General features: G+C 67.0%; 15 protein-coding genes. 6 read left to right on the top strand and 9 right to left on the bottom strand.

The window, feature by feature from the left end:
- Window positions 1-141 precede the first annotated feature (141 nt).
- Window positions 142-1,281 (top strand): succinyl-diaminopimelate desuccinylase, encoded by a 1,140-nt coding sequence (gene dapE, locus ACQGNJ_RS12455; protein WP_426689565.1) that lies wholly within the window; start codon window positions 142-144, stop codon window positions 1,279-1,281.
- 215 nt (window positions 1,282-1,496) lie between these two features.
- On the opposite strand, the gene ACQGNJ_RS12450 is transcribed toward dapE, so the two are convergent.
- Together ACQGNJ_RS12450 and ACQGNJ_RS12445 are read right to left on the bottom strand one after the other, a co-directional pair.
- Entirely contained in the window at window positions 1,497-2,279 is a 783-nt protein-coding gene (locus tag ACQGNJ_RS12450; RefSeq protein WP_426689564.1) for an anti-sigma factor, read from the bottom strand.
- Window positions 2,276-2,836: a sigma-70 family RNA polymerase sigma factor gene (locus ACQGNJ_RS12445; RefSeq protein ID WP_426689563.1), complete on the bottom strand. Its 561-nt coding sequence runs from the start codon at window positions 2,834-2,836 to the stop codon at window positions 2,276-2,278. The genes ACQGNJ_RS12450 and ACQGNJ_RS12445 overlap by 4 nt, the downstream gene beginning before the upstream one ends.
- Before the next feature lie 276 nt (window positions 2,837-3,112).
- Here ACQGNJ_RS12445 and ACQGNJ_RS12440 point away from each other — a divergent pair, with 276 nt between their 5' ends.
- From ACQGNJ_RS12440 to ACQGNJ_RS12425, 4 genes are all read left to right on the top strand, one after another.
- Entirely contained in the window at window positions 3,113-4,021 is a 909-nt protein-coding gene (locus tag ACQGNJ_RS12440) for a DUF3034 family protein (RefSeq protein ID WP_426689562.1), read from the top strand.
- A gap of 51 nt (window positions 4,022-4,072) precedes the next feature.
- Window positions 4,073-4,564, top strand: coding sequence for a group I truncated hemoglobin (locus ACQGNJ_RS12435; RefSeq protein ID WP_426689561.1), 492 nt, complete (start codon window positions 4,073-4,075; stop codon window positions 4,562-4,564).
- 101 nt (window positions 4,565-4,665) lie between these two features.
- Window positions 4,666-5,559: a cupredoxin domain-containing protein gene (locus ACQGNJ_RS12430; RefSeq protein ID WP_426689560.1), complete on the top strand. Its 894-nt coding sequence runs from the start codon at window positions 4,666-4,668 to the stop codon at window positions 5,557-5,559.
- Window positions 5,556-6,620 carry a hypothetical protein gene (locus ACQGNJ_RS12425; protein WP_426689559.1) on the top strand — a complete coding sequence of 355 codons (1,065 nt, stop codon included), beginning with the start codon at window positions 5,556-5,558 and terminating at the stop codon, window positions 6,618-6,620. Before ACQGNJ_RS12430 ends, ACQGNJ_RS12425 begins: the two co-directional genes overlap by 4 nt.
- Here the strand turns inward: ACQGNJ_RS12425 and ACQGNJ_RS12420 are convergent.
- Both ACQGNJ_RS12420 and ACQGNJ_RS12415 read right to left on the bottom strand, forming a co-directional pair.
- The gene (locus ACQGNJ_RS12420) at window positions 6,592-9,048 is read right to left on the bottom strand and encodes a penicillin acylase family protein (protein WP_426689558.1); all 2,457 of its coding nucleotides are present in this window, start codon (window positions 9,046-9,048) and stop codon (window positions 6,592-6,594) included. The genes ACQGNJ_RS12425 and ACQGNJ_RS12420 overlap by 29 nt on opposite strands.
- Window positions 9,045-9,863 carry a phosphodiester glycosidase family protein gene (locus tag ACQGNJ_RS12415; RefSeq protein WP_426689557.1) on the bottom strand — a complete coding sequence of 273 codons (819 nt, stop codon included), beginning with the start codon at window positions 9,861-9,863 and terminating at the stop codon, window positions 9,045-9,047. The genes ACQGNJ_RS12420 and ACQGNJ_RS12415 overlap by 4 nt, the downstream gene beginning before the upstream one ends.
- A gap of 101 nt (window positions 9,864-9,964) precedes the next feature.
- Here ACQGNJ_RS12415 and ACQGNJ_RS12410 point away from each other — a divergent pair, with 101 nt between their 5' ends.
- A complete protein-coding gene (locus ACQGNJ_RS12410) occupies window positions 9,965-10,450 on the top strand; it encodes an NUDIX hydrolase (RefSeq protein ID WP_426689556.1) in 486 nt (161 codons plus the stop codon).
- 109 nt (window positions 10,451-10,559) lie between these two features.
- Here ACQGNJ_RS12410 and ACQGNJ_RS12405 read toward each other — a convergent pair whose 3' ends face one another.
- From ACQGNJ_RS12405 to ACQGNJ_RS12385, 5 genes are all read right to left on the bottom strand, one after another.
- Window positions 10,560-11,975, bottom strand: coding sequence for a M16 family metallopeptidase (locus tag ACQGNJ_RS12405; RefSeq protein WP_426689555.1), 1,416 nt, complete (start codon window positions 11,973-11,975; stop codon window positions 10,560-10,562).
- An 8-nt stretch (window positions 11,976-11,983) separates the two neighbouring features.
- Window positions 11,984-13,381 carry a M16 family metallopeptidase gene (locus tag ACQGNJ_RS12400; RefSeq protein WP_426689554.1) on the bottom strand — a complete coding sequence of 466 codons (1,398 nt, stop codon included), beginning with the start codon at window positions 13,379-13,381 and terminating at the stop codon, window positions 11,984-11,986.
- Between the two features lie 113 nt (window positions 13,382-13,494).
- The gene (locus ACQGNJ_RS12395) at window positions 13,495-14,271 is read right to left on the bottom strand and encodes a lipoate--protein ligase family protein (RefSeq protein WP_426689553.1); all 777 of its coding nucleotides are present in this window, start codon (window positions 14,269-14,271) and stop codon (window positions 13,495-13,497) included.
- Complete coding sequence (gene lplB, locus ACQGNJ_RS12390) at window positions 14,268-14,558, bottom strand: lipoate-protein ligase small subunit (protein ID WP_426689552.1); 291 nt, start codon at window positions 14,556-14,558, stop codon at window positions 14,268-14,270. Before lplB ends, ACQGNJ_RS12395 begins: the two co-directional genes overlap by 4 nt.
- 198 nt (window positions 14,559-14,756) lie before the next feature.
- The gene (locus ACQGNJ_RS12385; protein WP_426689551.1) at window positions 14,757-15,188 is read right to left on the bottom strand and encodes a hypothetical protein; all 432 of its coding nucleotides are present in this window, start codon (window positions 15,186-15,188) and stop codon (window positions 14,757-14,759) included.
- Between the last annotated feature and the right edge of the window lie 103 nt (window positions 15,189-15,291).

Here is a 15,291-nt window from a genome sequence, read left to right as displayed (position 1 = left end):
CACGCCGCTTCACCGCAGTGGCGGCGGCAATTCCCCATGGCGTGGGCCGGCGGCTGGGCGTGGTGCTGACGGTTTGAACGACCGGGCAGGCACGCTTGGTATGCTTTGCCATCGCCCCAGTATCGCGTTTCGCGAGTAGCCATGTCCGACGTTTTCGAGCTCACCTGTGACCTGATCCGCCGTCGTTCGCTGACGCCGCACGATGCCGGTTGCCTGCCACTGATCGGCGAACGGCTGGCGCGGGCGGGCTTCCGCATCGAGCACCTGCGTTACGGCGAGGTGGACAACTTGTGGGCCACCCACGGCGGCGCTGGCCCGACGCTGGCTTTCCTAGGTCACACCGACGTGGTGCCCACCGGCCCGGAAGCCTCATGGCAAAGTCCGCCGTTCGAGCCGACCGTCCGCCATGGACGTCTATACGGCCGTGGCGCGGCCGACATGAAGGGTTCGGTGGCGGCGATGGTCGTGGCGCTGGAGCAGTTCGTGGCGGCGCATGCGGATCATCGCGGTCGCCTGGCCCTGCTGCTGACCAGCGACGAGGAAGGGCCGACCAATCTCGATGGTGTGCGTCGGGTGGTCGAGCACTTTCGCGCGTGCGGCGAGCGGATCGACTGGTGCGTGGTGGGCGAGCCGTCTGCCAGGGAGAGACTCGGTGACCTGATCCGCGTGGGCCGCCGCGGCTCGCTCTCCGGCATGCTCGTGGTGCGCGGCGTGCAAGGTCACGTGGCGTATCCCGAAAAGGCGCTCAATCCGATCCATGCCTTCGCCCCTGCGCTGGCCGAGCTGGCCGCCGAGCGCTGGGACGAGGGCAACGGCGACTTCCCGCCCACCTCGTTCCAGTTCTCCAACCTCAATGCCGGCACCGGCGCGAACAACGTGATCCCCGGTGAACTCACCGCCCAGATCAACTTCCGCTACTGCACGGCCAGCCGTGCCGACGACCTTCGCGCGCGCACCGAGGCAATCCTGCATCGGCACGGCCTCGACTTCACGCTCGACTGGAACCTCTCCGGCGAACCGTTCCTCACCCCGCCTGGCGGCGCGCTGCGCGAAACCGTCGTGGCTGTCTGCCGCGACCTGTGCGGCATCGACCCCGAACAGAGCACCGGCGGCGGTACCTCCGACGGTCGCTTCATCGCCCCGCTGGGCGCCGAGGTCGTCGAGCTCGGCCCGGTCAATGCCACCATCCACCAGGTGGATGAGTGCGTGGATATGGCGGAACTGGAGCGGTTGCCAGCGCTGTACCGTGCCATCTGCCAGCGGCTGCTGGCTGCCGTCTGATCGCCGCGTCCTGCCGGCTTTGCCGGCCTGCGACGGCTGCCTGCAGGCGGATCGGCAAGACGCGGCGTCCGGAACGGAAGGTGATCCTGATCACCGGTTACGCGCCATCGCCGCTGCCGTCGGCGCTGCAGGCGCCGGTGTATCGCGTGCTGCAGAAGCCCTTTTCGCTGATCACGCCGACAGCTTCATGGCAAGGATCCGCCATGGCTTTCCGTTCAGGCCATGGTTCGATCCGGTGGCGTGCTGGCGCGGATGGTCACCTTGCCGCCGGCATCCGGCGCAGCACTGATCGCCCCCTTGGCAATCACCGGACCGGTCGGCTGGCCGGTGGGCGAACCTCCAGTCGGCTCCACCGAAACGGCGAGGGTGGCAGTCGGCCCGAGGCGCGCCACCAGCGCCGGATCGAGGGTGAAGCTGGTGGGGCGGTTGCGCGCGATCATGCCGACGGAAATCGGTTTGCCACCGGCCGGAATCAACCACAGCTCGGCTGCGCGGCCTTGCGCGAAAGCCACCGGCGTTGCCGGCACTACCACCATGCGCGCGTGCTGCGGATCCACGGTGGCGGTCCAGCCGGTGCTGCCGTTGTCCTGCTGGATGGTCGCGGCCATGTAGGCGACCGTGGCCGCGATGGGTGTCGGCGGCGTGCGTGGCAATGCCATCACCACGAGCAAGACGACGGCGATGGCGCTGGCACCGATGCCGAGCCAATGCCAGAGCGGCAGGTTGTTCCACAGCCTTCCGGGCGCCCGCGCCCGGATCGGTGCATCCAGCTGCAGCGCGTCCCGGATGCGTGCCCACACGTAAGGGGCTGGCGCAACCTCGGTCACGCTGTCGGCCAGCGGGATCAGCCGGCGCTGCCACAGCGCCACCGCAGTGGCGGCTTCGTCGGAAACCAGCATTTCGCGCGCCACTTCGGCGCGTGTGTCGGCATCCAGCACGCCAAGCACGTATTCGGCGTAGCGCAGGTTGTGGTTGTTGTCGTCGGTGGGCTTGTTCATGAGTCCAGGCACGTGCGGAGCTGCATCAGGCTGCGGCGAATCCAGCTTTTCATGGTTCCGAGCGGCACCTTGCAGCGTGTCGCCAATTCGTTATACGTAGCGCCGCTGAAAAAGGCTTCACGCACCGAACTTTGCTGTTGCGGTTCCAGCTCATCCAGGCAGTGCTGAAGCTGCCGGTACTCCTGGCTGGTCTGGGCATCGGCGGCGGGGGTAGCTTGCTCATCGACGATTTCGTCCAGACGTGACGGATCGTCCATCAGCTCCTCGCGATGCTGGCGCAGGCGGTCGATCGCCTTGTTGCGCGACAGCGTCACCAGCCAGGTGATCGCGCTGGCCTTGCCGGCATCGAAGCTGGAGGCGCGCCGCCACACCGTGGCATAGGTTTCCTGCAGCACCTCTTCCGCTTCGCCGCGATCGCGCAGCATGCGCAGGCACACGCCGAACAGCTTGGAAGAGGTGCGTCTGTACAACTCGGCGAATGCCTTCTGGTCGTTGCGACCGGATTGCTGCAACAGCTGATTCAGCTCGTCTCGTTCGGCGGGGCTGCTGGCAATCATGTTCGAACCATCCTGTAGTCATGGTGCTGCGCCGGGCCGGGTGGCGCCGGGCAGGGTGGCCGGCCCGGTTCAGCCGTGTGAAGAGGCGTGCCTCCGGTTGGCTTGCGGGCGGCCGCGTTGTGCGTACGTGACAGCGGACGGAATGGATGCCTTCAAGTCGAAATCGAGGCCGGAGATTGGCCGCAAGGCTGAAGAAGATGATTTGCATCTTTTTTTCAACATGGCTCGTAGCTCTTCCCACTGGTGCATATCGCGCCGTCTGCGAGGGGAGTTTCAATGCGTAGCAATGGCAAGACGCGGATCGCCGGGCTGATCGGGCTGGCCCTGGGCGGCTGCATGGTATCGGCCGTCGCCACGGCCACCGGCAGCGATGCCGGTGGGCCAACGACGAGCAACAAGCTGCTGCTGACTGGCGGCGTGTCCCAACTGGAAGGCTCGGCGGGCGGTGGTCTCACGCCATGGGCGGTGATCGGTGGCTATGGCACGCGCGACGAGATCGGCGCCAACGCCTTCTACACGCGCGTGAACCTGCCGGACTACCACGTGGATGCGGCTGGCGCGATGGTGGGCCTGTACAACCGGGTCGAGCTGTCGTTCGCGCAGCAGCGCTTCAATACCGAGAAGGTCGGCGCGGCGTTGGGGCTGGGCGAGGGCTTCACCTTCAGGCAGGACATTGTCGGCGTGAAGGTGCGCCTGCTTGGCGATGTCGTGCTCGACCAGGACAGCTGGCTGCCGCAGCTGTCGATCGGCGCGCAGTACAAGAAGAACAACCAGGACGGCGTGGTCAAGTTCGTCGGTGCGAAACGCTCGCAAGGCACGGACTACTACATCACCGCGACCAAGCTGTTCCTCGCCCAGAGCCTGCTGGTCAATGGCACGGTGCGTTTCACCAAGGCCAACCAGATCGGGATTCTCGGCTTTGGTGGTGACCGCAACAACGCCTACAAGCCGGAGTTCGAGGCCTCGGTGGCCTATTTGTTGAGCCGTCACTGGGCGATTGGCGCGGAGTACCGGCAGAAGCCGGACAACCTCGGGCTCGCCAGGGAAGACGACTGGTACGACGCCTTCGTCGCCTGGGCACCCAACAAGCATGTCTCGCTGACCCTTGCCTACGCCGACCTCGGCAACATCGTCATCAAGGATCGGCAACGCGGCGTGTATGCGTCGGTGCAGGTCGGCTTCTGAGCGACTGTGCGCCTTCCTGATTGCCACCTCAGCCCCACTGGGAGTACACCCATGTTCAAGCACCACCTGAAAATCGCCACGCTTGCCGCTGCTGTCCTGCTAAGTCAGGCCGCATGGGCGCAGGACGGCACAGCCATGCCGCAACAGTCCGCGGCGATGGCCGCCAGCGCTCCGCGCGATCCCGCACTGAAGCCGGTGTTCGACCAGTTCGGCGGCAAGCCGGGGCTGGTCACGCTGATGAATGACTTCATGGACAACCTGATGGCGGATCCGCGCACGCGTCCGTACTTCGCCGATACCGATCGCGAGCACATCAAGGCCGAACTGGTCGACCAGTTCTGCGTGATTCTCGATGGACCGTGCACGTACACCGGCAAGGACATGGAGAAGGTGCATCGCAACCTCGGCATCAACCGTGCGGCATTCAATGCGCTGGTCGAAGACCTGCAGACCGCGATGGACAAGAGCAACGTGCCGTTCCGCGCGCAGAACAAGCTGCTGGCGAAGCTGGCGCCGATGCATCCGGCCGTGATCACCAGATAGCCGTTCTTCGGGACGGTGCCGCACGCCACGCCGTGCCTGCGCAGGACGCCATCCGGATTTTTCGGATGGCGCAGATCAATTGACTGACCTCAGGGGGTCGCATGTACACGTATCGCATGACTTTGACCGGCGTGCTGCTGTTGCTCGGCGCATGCAGCATGGCACCACCGCATCCGCGCTCCATCGCGCCGATCGTCGCACCCACAGCGCCAACGCCGCCCATGAAAGCGATGCCGAAGGTGGCGCCAGCAGCGAAGCCGGCGCCGCCTGCCGAGGCGCCGGTGCCTGTGGCCGCGTCGCCGAAGCAGGCGCCGGTTTCGGTAGCGCCGCACCCGGCGGCAGCAGTTCACTCCACGCCGAAGATCGCTTCGGCAAGGAAGGCTGGTCCGGCGACGGTGACAGCCCCGGCCACACTGCAGCTAAGCGGTCACGTGGAGCTGACCGCGGCACGAGGTCAGCAGATCGCGGCCGGCGAGCAAGCCGACACCGTGGTCTACTTCGTGCCGGACAAGGGCGGCAGCCGCGCCAGGCCGGGTCGCTACACGGTGTATACGCACAACCGCGACTTCAGTCCCGAGGCGCTGGCCGTGCCGCTGGGCAGCACGGTCACCTTTGTCAATCTTGACGATGTGCGCCACAACGTATTCTCGGTGACGCCCGGCGCGGCCTTCGACCTGGGCTATCAGGGCTCCGGCGAGAAGGCCGATCATGCGTTCGGTCGTGCCGGCATCGTGCTGGTCAGCTGCAACGTCCATCATTCGATGGAGCTGGACGTCCTGGTGGTGCCCTCCGCCCACATGGCCAAGGTGGGCGCCGACGGCAACTTCACCCTGGGCGGATTGCCGGCGGGTCCGGGCACGCTGCACTTCTGGAACCCGCGCGCGCAACCGGTCAGCCAGAAGCTCAGCCTGCCGGTGACTGGTGCAGTGAACCAGCAGATCGTCGCGATGCGGCCGCGGCTGACCACGGCACTCAACGCCGGTGGCACGCGATGAAACCGGCCAGTCGGTTTCTGTTGCTGGGCACGGCCACGGTGGCGCTGCTGGTCGTGGCAGCAGCAGCCGGCGTCGTCTGGCAGGTGCAACACGTCACGCGCGAGCAGTCGCGGGATCGACTGCGCGTGGCAGCCACGGTCGAACGCGAACTCGAGGCAAATCGACTCTCCGAACTGCAGTTGCGCGCCAACCTGCTGGCCCAGGACCCCGCCTTTGTCGACTACGTGGCGCAATCGCTGATTCCCACCCCGCAACTGGGTGGCGCGGTCGACAGTGCTTCGATCAGCGACCTGCTGAAGGATCGCCGCCACGGCTACGACATCGCCATGGTGCTTGACCCGCAAGGTCGGAAGGTTGCCGCATCGGGGGTCCTGCTGAAGGAGCCGGCCAGCATCCAGCGTGACCCGCTGGTCGCCGCCACCATCAGCCACCTCCAGGCGCAGCAGGGCATGTGGGTGGACCACGGCCAGCTGTACTGGGTATCGATCAGCCCGTTGTTGCGTGGTGGTGCCTTGCAGGGCCTGTTGCTTGCCGCCAGCCGCGTGGATGATGCGTTTGCCATCGCGATCAGTCGCATCGCGCACACTGACGTGGCCTTGCTGATGGCGCCCGCGCCCGGCGCCGCGCTGCCGCCATCCACCGGCCTGGGCTGGACCGGGTCGGCGTTGTCTGCGCAGCTTGCCGGTGTGCTGGCGGTGTCCGGCAACAAGGGCGAAACGCTGCAGCTGACGGATGGTCAGCATGCGACCGATGCCTGGGTGACGCCATTGAAGGCGTCCGGTGGGCGTGCGGCGCTGGTGGCGATCGGTCCCGATCAGGAAGGCCTCCCGGTCAACCGTGCGGCCTTGCCGTGGCTGGCTGGTGTGGCCGGCTTCGGGCTGTGCGCGATGCTGCTGGTGTTGCTGCAATGGTGGCGTACGTGGCTGCCGTTGCAGCGCATGCTGGCAGTGATCGAGCTGGCCGGACACGGCGACCCGCACCTCACCATTCGCACCCGCGGCAGCGCCATCGTCCGGCGCCTGCGCGATGGCATCAATCCGTTGCTGCACCGCGCGAGCTAGCTGCTGTCGGCGCCTGACCCGATGCCGGCTGCAGGATCAGCGTGTGTTGGCTGTCGCCAGGCAACAACGGTGTCGGTCGTCCGGCAACCCAGTCCTGGTGTCCCGCACCGAAATAGGGCGACAACGGGTGATCGCTCTGGCCGCCGGGCATGTTGAGGACGCCGTCGGCCTCGTGGCCAGGGGATACGTCCAGGTGTTCGGAGGCACCGAAGCCGGGTGCGGCGACGTGCGGCATGTTGTTGTCGCCGGGCAAGGGCTGGTCGGGCATGTCGAGGTGGCGGCCCAGCCAGTGCGGCAGCGCGGCGGAGAGCGGGTGGCGGATAGCGGTGCGGTTACGCTCGCCCCAACGGCGCGCGGCGAGGCCGCCGGGTTGCCGGCCGAGTTCGCCGGCAACCTGTTTCGCGGCGGCGACGAGCAGGGCGTGCCAGTCGGGATATTCCGGATCGAGCAGGTGCGGCGGCCGCGCCTGGATCAACGCCCACACGGCAGCCTCGGCGCTGTTCTCGCCGGGCCAGCTGAAATCCGCGTACCGCTGTTTCACGCGGGCGGCGAACGGTGCCAGCACGGCTTCGCCGACCTTGTTGCGGAACGCGCGCACCAGCCGGTAGTCGACACTGTCGACAGCGGCGCGGCCGCGCCATGAGGCCGTGAGCTCACGCAGCTGCTGCAGCGCCGGCTCGCGGTTGCCGGCCAGCGTTTGCTGCAGCAGTTGCTGCCAGCGGGTGAGGAACACCGCGCGGTTGTCCATCTGGATGTCGAGCAGGTTGCCGGGAGTGAAGCCGGCGCGGCTGCGCAGGTCGTCGCGGATCTGCTGCGCACGCGCTCCAAGATCGTGGCCGCCGTTGCCGAGCAGGGTCAGGGCTGCGCCATCGACCGTGCGGTTGTTCGCCGTCCACAATCTTCCGTCGAGCGGATTTTCGATGCGCGGATAGCGCGCGGGCGATGCCCAGCCCTGCCAGCCGCTGCCGGGTTTCGACCAGTCCGATGGCCGCAGCGGATCGATGCCTGCACGCAGCGGAACGCTGTTGCCGGCGAGGGTCCAGCCGATGTTGCCGGCGCTGTCGGCAACCAGCAGGTTTTGCGGCGGCATGCCCAGCGTGGGGGCCAGCTCCAGTGTCTTGCTCACGCTGCCGGCTTGCTCCAGTTGCATCAGCTCGACGTTGTACGCGCGTGGCCGGTCGGCAATCCACGCCAGCGCCAGCGGCGTGCCGTCGATGTCGCGGCCCATGATCGGACCCCAGCGGGTATCTTCGACTTTCAGAATCGTGTCGGGCTGGCCCTTCACCCGGATGTGTTCGTCGTGGGTGTCGATCGAGGCCCAGCCGTCCGGCACCTTGTAGCGGGTCGGATCGGCCGGGTCGCGCAGCACGCGTACCCAGTCCAGCCAGTCACCGTAGCTGTTGGTGAAGCCCCAGGCGATCTGGCCGTTGGAGCCGACGATGATCGCCGGCGTGCCGGGCAGGCTGACGCCGTTGACGTCGCGCTGGCCGTTCGGTGCGCTGGCATCGGGATAGCGCAGGCGGGTGCGGAACCAGATGTTCGGCACGCGCAGGCCCAGGTGCATGTCGTTCGCCAGCATCGCCGCGCCGTTGCCGGTGAGCTTGCCGGCAACGGCGAAGTTGTTGCTGCCCGGCCGCGGCGCATCCAGTGCCGGCACCAGCGCGGCGGCGAGCGCGGCCGGCGAAGCGGCAGCCGGCGCGAGCTGGCGCAGGTCGAACACCTGCGCGCCGGGAATCACCGGTGAACGCGACAGCTGACCGCTCAGCGGCGCCTCCCAGTCCGGATCGGGCGCCAGCAGGAAATCCGCCAGCGGAGCGGGCAAGACCGCGCGGATCTGGGCCAAATGCAGTTCGCGTTCGTTGCGGCCGTCGCCGTTCAAGTCCAGGTACATGGCGGCGATCACCAGCGCGCTGTCTTCCGAACGCCACGGTTGCGGCCGGCTGCCCAGCAGCAGGTATTCCCACGGTCGCACGCGCAGGTCGGCCAAGCCGGCGTTTACGCCATCACGGTAGCGGTCGAGTTCGTGCCGCTGTTGCGGTTCCATCTGCGCGTAGGCTGCCGCGGCCACGGCGCGCAGGCGATGACGACGATGGTTGAGATCGAGCTTCAGCGCGGCCGGGCCGACCAGCGCGGACAATTCGCCCGCCGGCATGCGACGCATGAGATCCATTTCGAAGAAGCGTTCCTGTGCATGGACGTAGCCAAGCGCATAGCTGATGTCGGTACGCTTCTTGCCCTCGATGGTGATCGTGCCCAGCGCGTCGCGGGCGATGCTGGTCGGAGCACTCAGGCCGGCTGTCTGGCGCGTGCCGTCGAGCCGGGCCTGGCTGCCGCTGAACAGGTACCAGCCAGCTGCGAGCACCACCAGCAAAAGTACCGACAGGGTCAGCAGCAGAATGCGCAGGATTTGCCGGCTACGCAGCCTCATGGCCTGGCGAACACGGCAAAGATGCCCGCGTAGGGTTTGACCAGGAACGCCGGCGCACCGGCGTAGCCCTGTCCGTCGACATACAGCTGCGAAATGCTGCCGTCGAGATACAGTGCATCGCGACAGCCGAGCTTGTCGCGGAACAGACGTCCAAACACATGGAAGTTCACTGGTGCTTCGCTCACGGCAAACACCACCTCGGTCGGCGTTTTTGCGCAGACACCGCTGCGCCATTTCAGGCTGGACGAATCATCGATGAACTGCTCGTTGAGCTTGCCGTCGATCAGCAGCATCGGGCCGGATTGGGTGGCCCATTGCGCGCGTTTGTCGTCGGCCTTGAACGCGGCGCTGGTGCGCACCGCCGCGCGGCCGTCGGGATACACCACGAACACGCCGTTGGGCAGCAGCGAGAAATTGCCCGATGCCGGGTTGCCATGCGCCAGGTTCAGCGGCACCACGGTCTTGCCGTTCTCCACGTACAGCCCGAGCGGGGCGAACTTGTGGTCGTAGATGCCGGCATTGGCAGCGAACAACAACCGCTGGCCACGTGCCTCGCTCCACTGGCGCAACGTCTCGATGCTGCCGAAAGGCTGGCCGCTGGCAGGGTCGCGCCAGTGCAAGGACAGCGTGTCGCGCTTGAGGTCGACATGCACGACCCGGTAGTTCTGCCCTTCGAAGGCGATCTCGCCGCTGTCCAGGGCTTGCGCCGTGGGTGTGCATCCCGGTGCAACGAGCAGCAACGCCAGCGGCAGCCACAGTTGCAGCAGTCGACGGACGCAGGCGGAGCGGGGCGGACGCGGGGGAAAAAATGGCATGTGCCGATGGTCGCCGCCCTGTCGCGCGGGTGCAAGCCCGGTGAGATACCTGCGCGGCAGATCGTCAGCCGCTAAACTCGGATTTTTGCCGGTGTCCGCCCATGCCCTATACCCCGATAGTGGCAACCCTCGGTTACGTGCTGTCGCCCGATCGCAGCGAAGTGCTGATGATCCATCGCAACGCGCGGCTGGATGACCAGCACCTGGGCAAGTACAACGGACTGGGCGGCAAGATGGAGCCCGGCGAGGATGTCGCCGCGTGCATGCGCCGGGAGATCCGCGAAGAGGCCGGCATCGAGTGCGAGTCGATGCGCCTGCGTGGCACGCTGAACTGGCCCGGCTTCGGCAAGCACGGCGAGGATTGGCTGGGCTTCATCTTCATGATCGAGAGCTACCGCGGCACGCCGTTCATGCACAACGTCGAGGGCACGCTGGAGTGGGTCGCGTTGGAGCGGCTGCTGACCCTGCCGATGTGGGAGGGCGATCGCCACTTCCTGCCGCTGGTGTTTGATGCCGACCCGCGCCCGTTCCATGGCGTGATGCCATACAAGGACGGGCGCATGCAGTCGTGGTCGTACGCTCGTTGAGCGACGCGGTGCAGATCATCCCCCTGGTCGCCGCGGTGATCCGCGGGAAGCACGTCCTGCCGCTGCCGTAATGCCGGTGCCGCGGCGATTGCGCCGCGGCACCGCTCGCTCAAGGCTTGAACACGGTGAACGTGCCGTACGGTTTCAGTTGTGCGTCGATCGCCTTGGGGTCGCCCACGATCACGATGCTCTGGTCCTTCGCGGCGAAGTACTTGCGCCCCATCGCCTGCACCTGTTCCGTCGTCACCTTGTTGGCTTCGGCGACATAGCTGCCGAGGAAACTCGGCGGCAGGCCGTCGACCCAGTAGTTCGCCAGGGTGGCGGTCAGTGCGCCCTGGATCTGGTTGCGCAGCAGGTAGATGCCGCCGACCAGACGTTTGGCGCCGGTGAGTTCCTCGGTGCTGGCCGGCTGGCTGGCCATGCCGTCGTACAGCTTGGTCAACTCGGCCAGGGTGGCGCCGGTGACTTCGTTGCGCACGTCGACGCTGGCCAGCGCGCTGCCGCCGACGCGGTTGGCGCTGAACCGCGACCATGGACTGTACGAGTAGCCTTTGTCCTCGCGGATGTCCTGGGTGATGCGGCTGGTGAAGCCGCCGCCGAGGATGGTGTTGGCCACGGTCAGCGGGATGTAGTCGGGATCGCTGGCGGGCACGGCGGGGCGGCCATAGCGGATATTGCTCTGCACCGCGCCGGCACGCGGCACGAGCAACCGTTGCGGTGCGGCGGTGCGCGGGGCCGGCGCGGTATCAGCCAGCGCCGTGCCGCTGGCCTTCCAGCCGCCGAACTGTTGCTCGGCAAGCTTGAACGCCTCGTCCGCGCCGATCCGCCCGACGATCACCAGCAGGGCGCGATCCGGCCGGAAGCGCGCATCGTGCAGTGCCTTCAGCGAATCGGGCGAGGCCGCCTGCACGCTGGCCTCGTTGAGCGAGTCGCGCGAGTACGGATGGTCGCCGTAGGCGGCGTGGCCGAAGGCGCGTTGTGCCTGCCAGTCCGGATCGGACTCCTGCAACTTAAGCGACTGCAGCGCGTTGGCCTTGGCCAGCACCACCTCGTTCGCCGGAAAGCTCGGGTGCAGGGCGGTGTCGGCAACCAGTTCCAGCAGTGTCGACGCATGCGAGGACAAGCCGCTGGCGCGGATGTTGACCGAGTCGTCGCTCGCGCTGGCGCTGTAGTTGCCACCAATCGCCTGCAGCGCCTCGGCGATGTCGCGCGAGCTGCGAGTGGCGGTGCCTTCGTTGAGCAGGCCCGCCATCATCCGCGACAGCGCCGGCGTGGCCGCGGCGTCGGCAGCGGTGCCGCCGAGCACCGACAGCGCCACGTCGATCTTGGGCAGGCCGTCGCGTGGCACCACCCATACGGTGAGTCCGTTGGGCAGGGTGCGCTGGGCGATCTGCGGGGTCGGCAGCGGCTTGGCGGGGCCGTAGGCGGGCAGGTCCTTCGGCAGCGGCGTGGCGGCCTGGGCGATACCGGCCAGGGCCAGGCCGAGTGCGATGGCGAGCGTCTTGAATGCAATGTTCGTCTTCATGGCGGTCCTCACTTGGCGGATGCCTTGGCGGATGTCTTGGCGGCGGGAGCGGGCGCGGCGACCGGGCGACGCACGATCACGCTGCGGTTGGCATCGGTGAGATAGGTGCGGGCGACGCGCCTGATGTCGTCGGAGCTCACCGCCTCGATCCAGCCGGGCATCCGGTTGGCGACGTTGGCGTCGCCCCACAGCGTCTGCAGCTTGGCCAGCGTGTCGGCGCGGCCGAGGAAGGATTCCAGCCCGCCGTACCAGTCCGACAGCATCTTGGTCTTCACCCGCGCCAGGGTGGCGTCGTCGACGCCGTCGCTGGCGACCTTGCCGATCTCCTGATTGATCGCGGCCAGCACCTGGTCCGGCGTGGCGTTGGGCTTGTACAGCGCGAACAGACCCAGCAGGGTCGGGCCGGCGTAGTCGCTGCCGTCGCCGAGCGGGAAGTTCATGCCACCGTTGATGTTCAGCAGCAACTCGCGGCCCTTGACCAGGCCCTGGTAGAAACGCGACGCATCGTCGCCGACCAGCAGTTGCGACAGCACCATCATCGGGATCTGGTCCTTGCTGCCGCGCGCCGGCATCTTCCAGCCGATCGCCAGTGCCGGCACCTTGGCCAGTGCATCGGTCTGCTCGGCATGGCGCGACTTGGTGTTCAGCGGTTCGCTGACGTCCGGCCGCGGCGGCAACGCGCGGGCGGGCAGGCTGCCGAAATATTTCTGCGCCAGCGCGAAGGCCTGCTCCGGAGTGACGTCGCCGGCGATGCCGAGCACCGCGTTGGCTGGCTGGTAGAACGTGTCATGGAAGGTCTTCACGTCGGCGATGCTGGCGTGATCCAGGTCCTTGAACGAGCCGTAGCCGTCGTGGTTGTTGGCCCACTTGTCGAACGCGAGCTTGTTCAAATCGGTCCAGAAGAACAGACCATAGGGCTGGTTCTTCACGTTGACGCGGATCTCCTCCTTCACCACGTTCTGCTGGTTGGCGAGGTTCTTCGCGCTGAAGTCGAGCGACTTCATGCGGTCCGCTTCCATCCACAGGATCGGCGCCAGCGCGGACGACGGCGCGGAGGCGATGTAGTTGGTGTAGTCGGCGCGGGTGGAGCCGTTGAACACGCCGCCGCCGCCCTGGATCACGCGCTCGAAGCTGCCCTTGGGCGCGTCGGGCGTGCCTTCGAACATCAGGTGTTCGAACAGGTGGGCGAAGCCGGTGCGGTTCTGCGGTTCCAGCCGCATGCCGACGTGGTAGACCATGCTGATGCCGACGGTGGGCGAGCTGTGGTCCTCGGAAACCACCACGGTGAGACCGTTGTCGAGTTTCTTCACCGCGACCGGCAGCTTCCAGGTATCGGTGTCGGCCGCGTGCGCGGCGAACGCCAGGCACAGCCCGGCGACCAGTACGGATAGTCGTGAAGCACGCATCTACGTCTCCTTGTCAGCGCGAACGGAAGTTCGATCCTCCTGCGATCGGCAGGCGTCGACAAGTGACGAATGGGAGGGGTACGGTGCCTGCAAAAAACGCCGGCGACGCGCGATCAGGCGACGTCGGCGATCCAGGCCGGGCTGCTGAATTTGCTCAGCGCCAGCGCTTCGGCCTGCGCCAGTTCGTCGGCGCGCAGCGTGTCGTCGCCGAGGCCGTGCAGGCGGCGGAAGGTGGCGATCATGCGCTCGATCACCGCCTCGCGCGGCAGACCGGTCTGGCTGCGCAGCGGGTCGACCCGCTTGGCTGCGCTCTGGGTGCCCTTGTCGGACAGTTTCTCGCGGCCGATCCGCAGTACCTGCAGCATCTTCGTGGCATCGATGTCGTAGGCCATCGTCACATGGTGCAGCACCGCGCCGCCGCGGTGCACCTGGGCGGCGCCGGCGATCTTGCCGACGGTGGAGGTGATGTCGTTGAGTGGCTGGTACCAGGCCTTGATGCCCAGCTCACCGAGCGCCGCCAGCACCCATTCGTCGAGGAAGGCATAAGCTTCCTGGAACGACAACCCCTTGACCAGCGACTGCGGCGCGTAGATCGAGTAGGTGATGGTGTTGCCCGGCTCGATGAACATCGCGCCGCCGCCGGAGACCCGGCGCACCACCTCGATGCCGTGGCGTTGCGCTGCTTCACCATCCACTTCGTTGCGCAGCGACTGGAAGCGGCCGATCACCACCGCCGGCGACGCCCATTCCCACACCCGCAGGGTCGGTCGGCGCCGACCGGCGCCGACCTCGTGGGTCAATACGTCGTCCAGCGCCATGTGCAGGGTGGGCGATTGCGGCGCGGTGTGGATCAGCTGCCAGTCGTGGTCGCGCCAGTCGGTGCGCATCATGCTTCGGACTCCGTGTGCAAGGCGCGGCGAACCGCCACCGCGATCGCCTCCGGCGAAATGCCGTACATCATCACGTCGTTGTCGAGCGAGCGGGCAACGGCGAGGGCGAGTTCCGTTTCCGTCGCGTCGACGGACTGGCCCTCCAGTGCGCGGTCGATCAGGTCCAGCGCGCCGTCGGGCTCCAGGAAGAAGTCGCCGCTGAGCTGCACGTTGGCCAGGCGCGCGCCATGCAGGTCAAGGTCGATCACCACCAGCTTGCCGCCGGGCATCTTGTATTCGCCGTGCATCTGCGCGTACCGCGTATCGTCTGGACCGACGCACAGTTTGCCTTGCAGGCGGCGTCAATGCCAAAGACGGCGACTTCAGGACGCCGTGTTTGTGCGGTTCAGCGCATTTCCGGCCTGGCTGCGCGGCCAGTCGTGTCGAAGGCTGCGCTCTTGCATGAAACCGGCAGCGAAGCCCGCAACGCTGGATGTCCGGCCGGTTCAGTGACCGTCGCGACCGTGGAAATTGCCGGTGCCGGCGCCGATCGAGATGCTGACGCCGCCAGCGGGGTGGTCGCAGCTGCCGAAGGCCTTGCTCAGGTTGACCGTGCCGGTTTGATAGTTGCCGCTGAAATGGCTGCCGCCGACCACGCCCACGCCGACGCTGCCATGTACCTGTGGCCGGTTGTAGCTGTAATCGTCGCAGTCCGCTGTGGCGTCGCTGGCCACTTCGGTATGGCCCATGCGTCCGCTGGTATCACCGTAGTAGATGCCCGGTGCGCTGCTGGCCTTGGCCGGAGCCGCGGTGCTGCTGGCCGCGGGAACGTCGGCAGGTGCCAGCTTGAGGTTGAGCGGTTTGGCGGGTGTCTGCGCCCATGCCGTGGTGGCAAGCACGACGGCAAACAGGGCAGGCAGGATGCGTTGGATGGTCATGCGAACTCCGGGTAGTCACCTGTTCAACGCGCGGGGCCGCGTTGCCGTGCACATCCCCGTTTGGAACCGCCGGGCATCGACAAGTTCCTGAAGCCGCTCCACA

It is taken from the genome of Rhodanobacter ginsengiterrae (assembly GCF_050026815.1).
Lineage (GTDB): Bacteria > Pseudomonadota > Gammaproteobacteria > Xanthomonadales > Rhodanobacteraceae > Rhodanobacter > Rhodanobacter ginsengiterrae.
The sequence above is the reverse complement of the archived record's forward strand: the minus strand, read 5'-3'. Positions and strand labels throughout refer to the sequence as shown.

Excerpts from the sequence above, each read along its gene's own strand:
- ACQGNJ_RS12410 (WP_426689556.1), top strand. The coding sequence starts at position 9,965 with ATGCCCTATACCCCGATAGTGGCAACCCTCGGTTACGTGCTGTCGCCC.
- ACQGNJ_RS12385 (WP_426689551.1), bottom strand. The coding sequence starts at position 15,188 with ATGACCATCCAACGCATCCTGCCTGCCCTGTTTGCCGTCGTGCTTGCC.
- ACQGNJ_RS12395 (WP_426689553.1), bottom strand. The coding sequence starts at position 14,271 with ATGATGCGCACCGACTGGCGCGACCACGACTGGCAGCTGATCCACACC.
- ACQGNJ_RS12445 (WP_426689563.1), bottom strand. The coding sequence starts at position 2,836 with ATGATTGCCAGCAGCCCCGCCGAACGAGACGAGCTGAATCAGCTGTTG.
- ACQGNJ_RS12420 (WP_426689558.1), bottom strand. The coding sequence starts at position 9,048 with ATGAGGCTGCGTAGCCGGCAAATCCTGCGCATTCTGCTGCTGACCCTG.
- ACQGNJ_RS12450 (WP_426689564.1), bottom strand. The coding sequence starts at position 2,279 with ATGAACAAGCCCACCGACGACAACAACCACAACCTGCGCTACGCCGAA.
- ACQGNJ_RS12440 (WP_426689562.1), top strand. The coding sequence starts at position 3,113 with ATGCGTAGCAATGGCAAGACGCGGATCGCCGGGCTGATCGGGCTGGCC.
- lplB (WP_426689552.1), bottom strand. The coding sequence starts at position 14,558 with ATGCACGGCGAATACAAGATGCCCGGCGGCAAGCTGGTGGTGATCGAC.
- ACQGNJ_RS12435 (WP_426689561.1), top strand. The coding sequence starts at position 4,073 with ATGTTCAAGCACCACCTGAAAATCGCCACGCTTGCCGCTGCTGTCCTG.
- dapE (WP_426689565.1), top strand. The coding sequence starts at position 142 with ATGTCCGACGTTTTCGAGCTCACCTGTGACCTGATCCGCCGTCGTTCG.
- ACQGNJ_RS12400 (WP_426689554.1), bottom strand. The coding sequence starts at position 13,381 with ATGCGTGCTTCACGACTATCCGTACTGGTCGCCGGGCTGTGCCTGGCG.
- ACQGNJ_RS12405 (WP_426689555.1), bottom strand. The coding sequence starts at position 11,975 with ATGAAGACGAACATTGCATTCAAGACGCTCGCCATCGCACTCGGCCTG.
- ACQGNJ_RS12430 (WP_426689560.1), top strand. The coding sequence starts at position 4,666 with ATGTACACGTATCGCATGACTTTGACCGGCGTGCTGCTGTTGCTCGGC.
- ACQGNJ_RS12425 (WP_426689559.1), top strand. The coding sequence starts at position 5,556 with ATGAAACCGGCCAGTCGGTTTCTGTTGCTGGGCACGGCCACGGTGGCG.
- ACQGNJ_RS12415 (WP_426689557.1), bottom strand. The coding sequence starts at position 9,863 with ATGCCATTTTTTCCCCCGCGTCCGCCCCGCTCCGCCTGCGTCCGTCGA.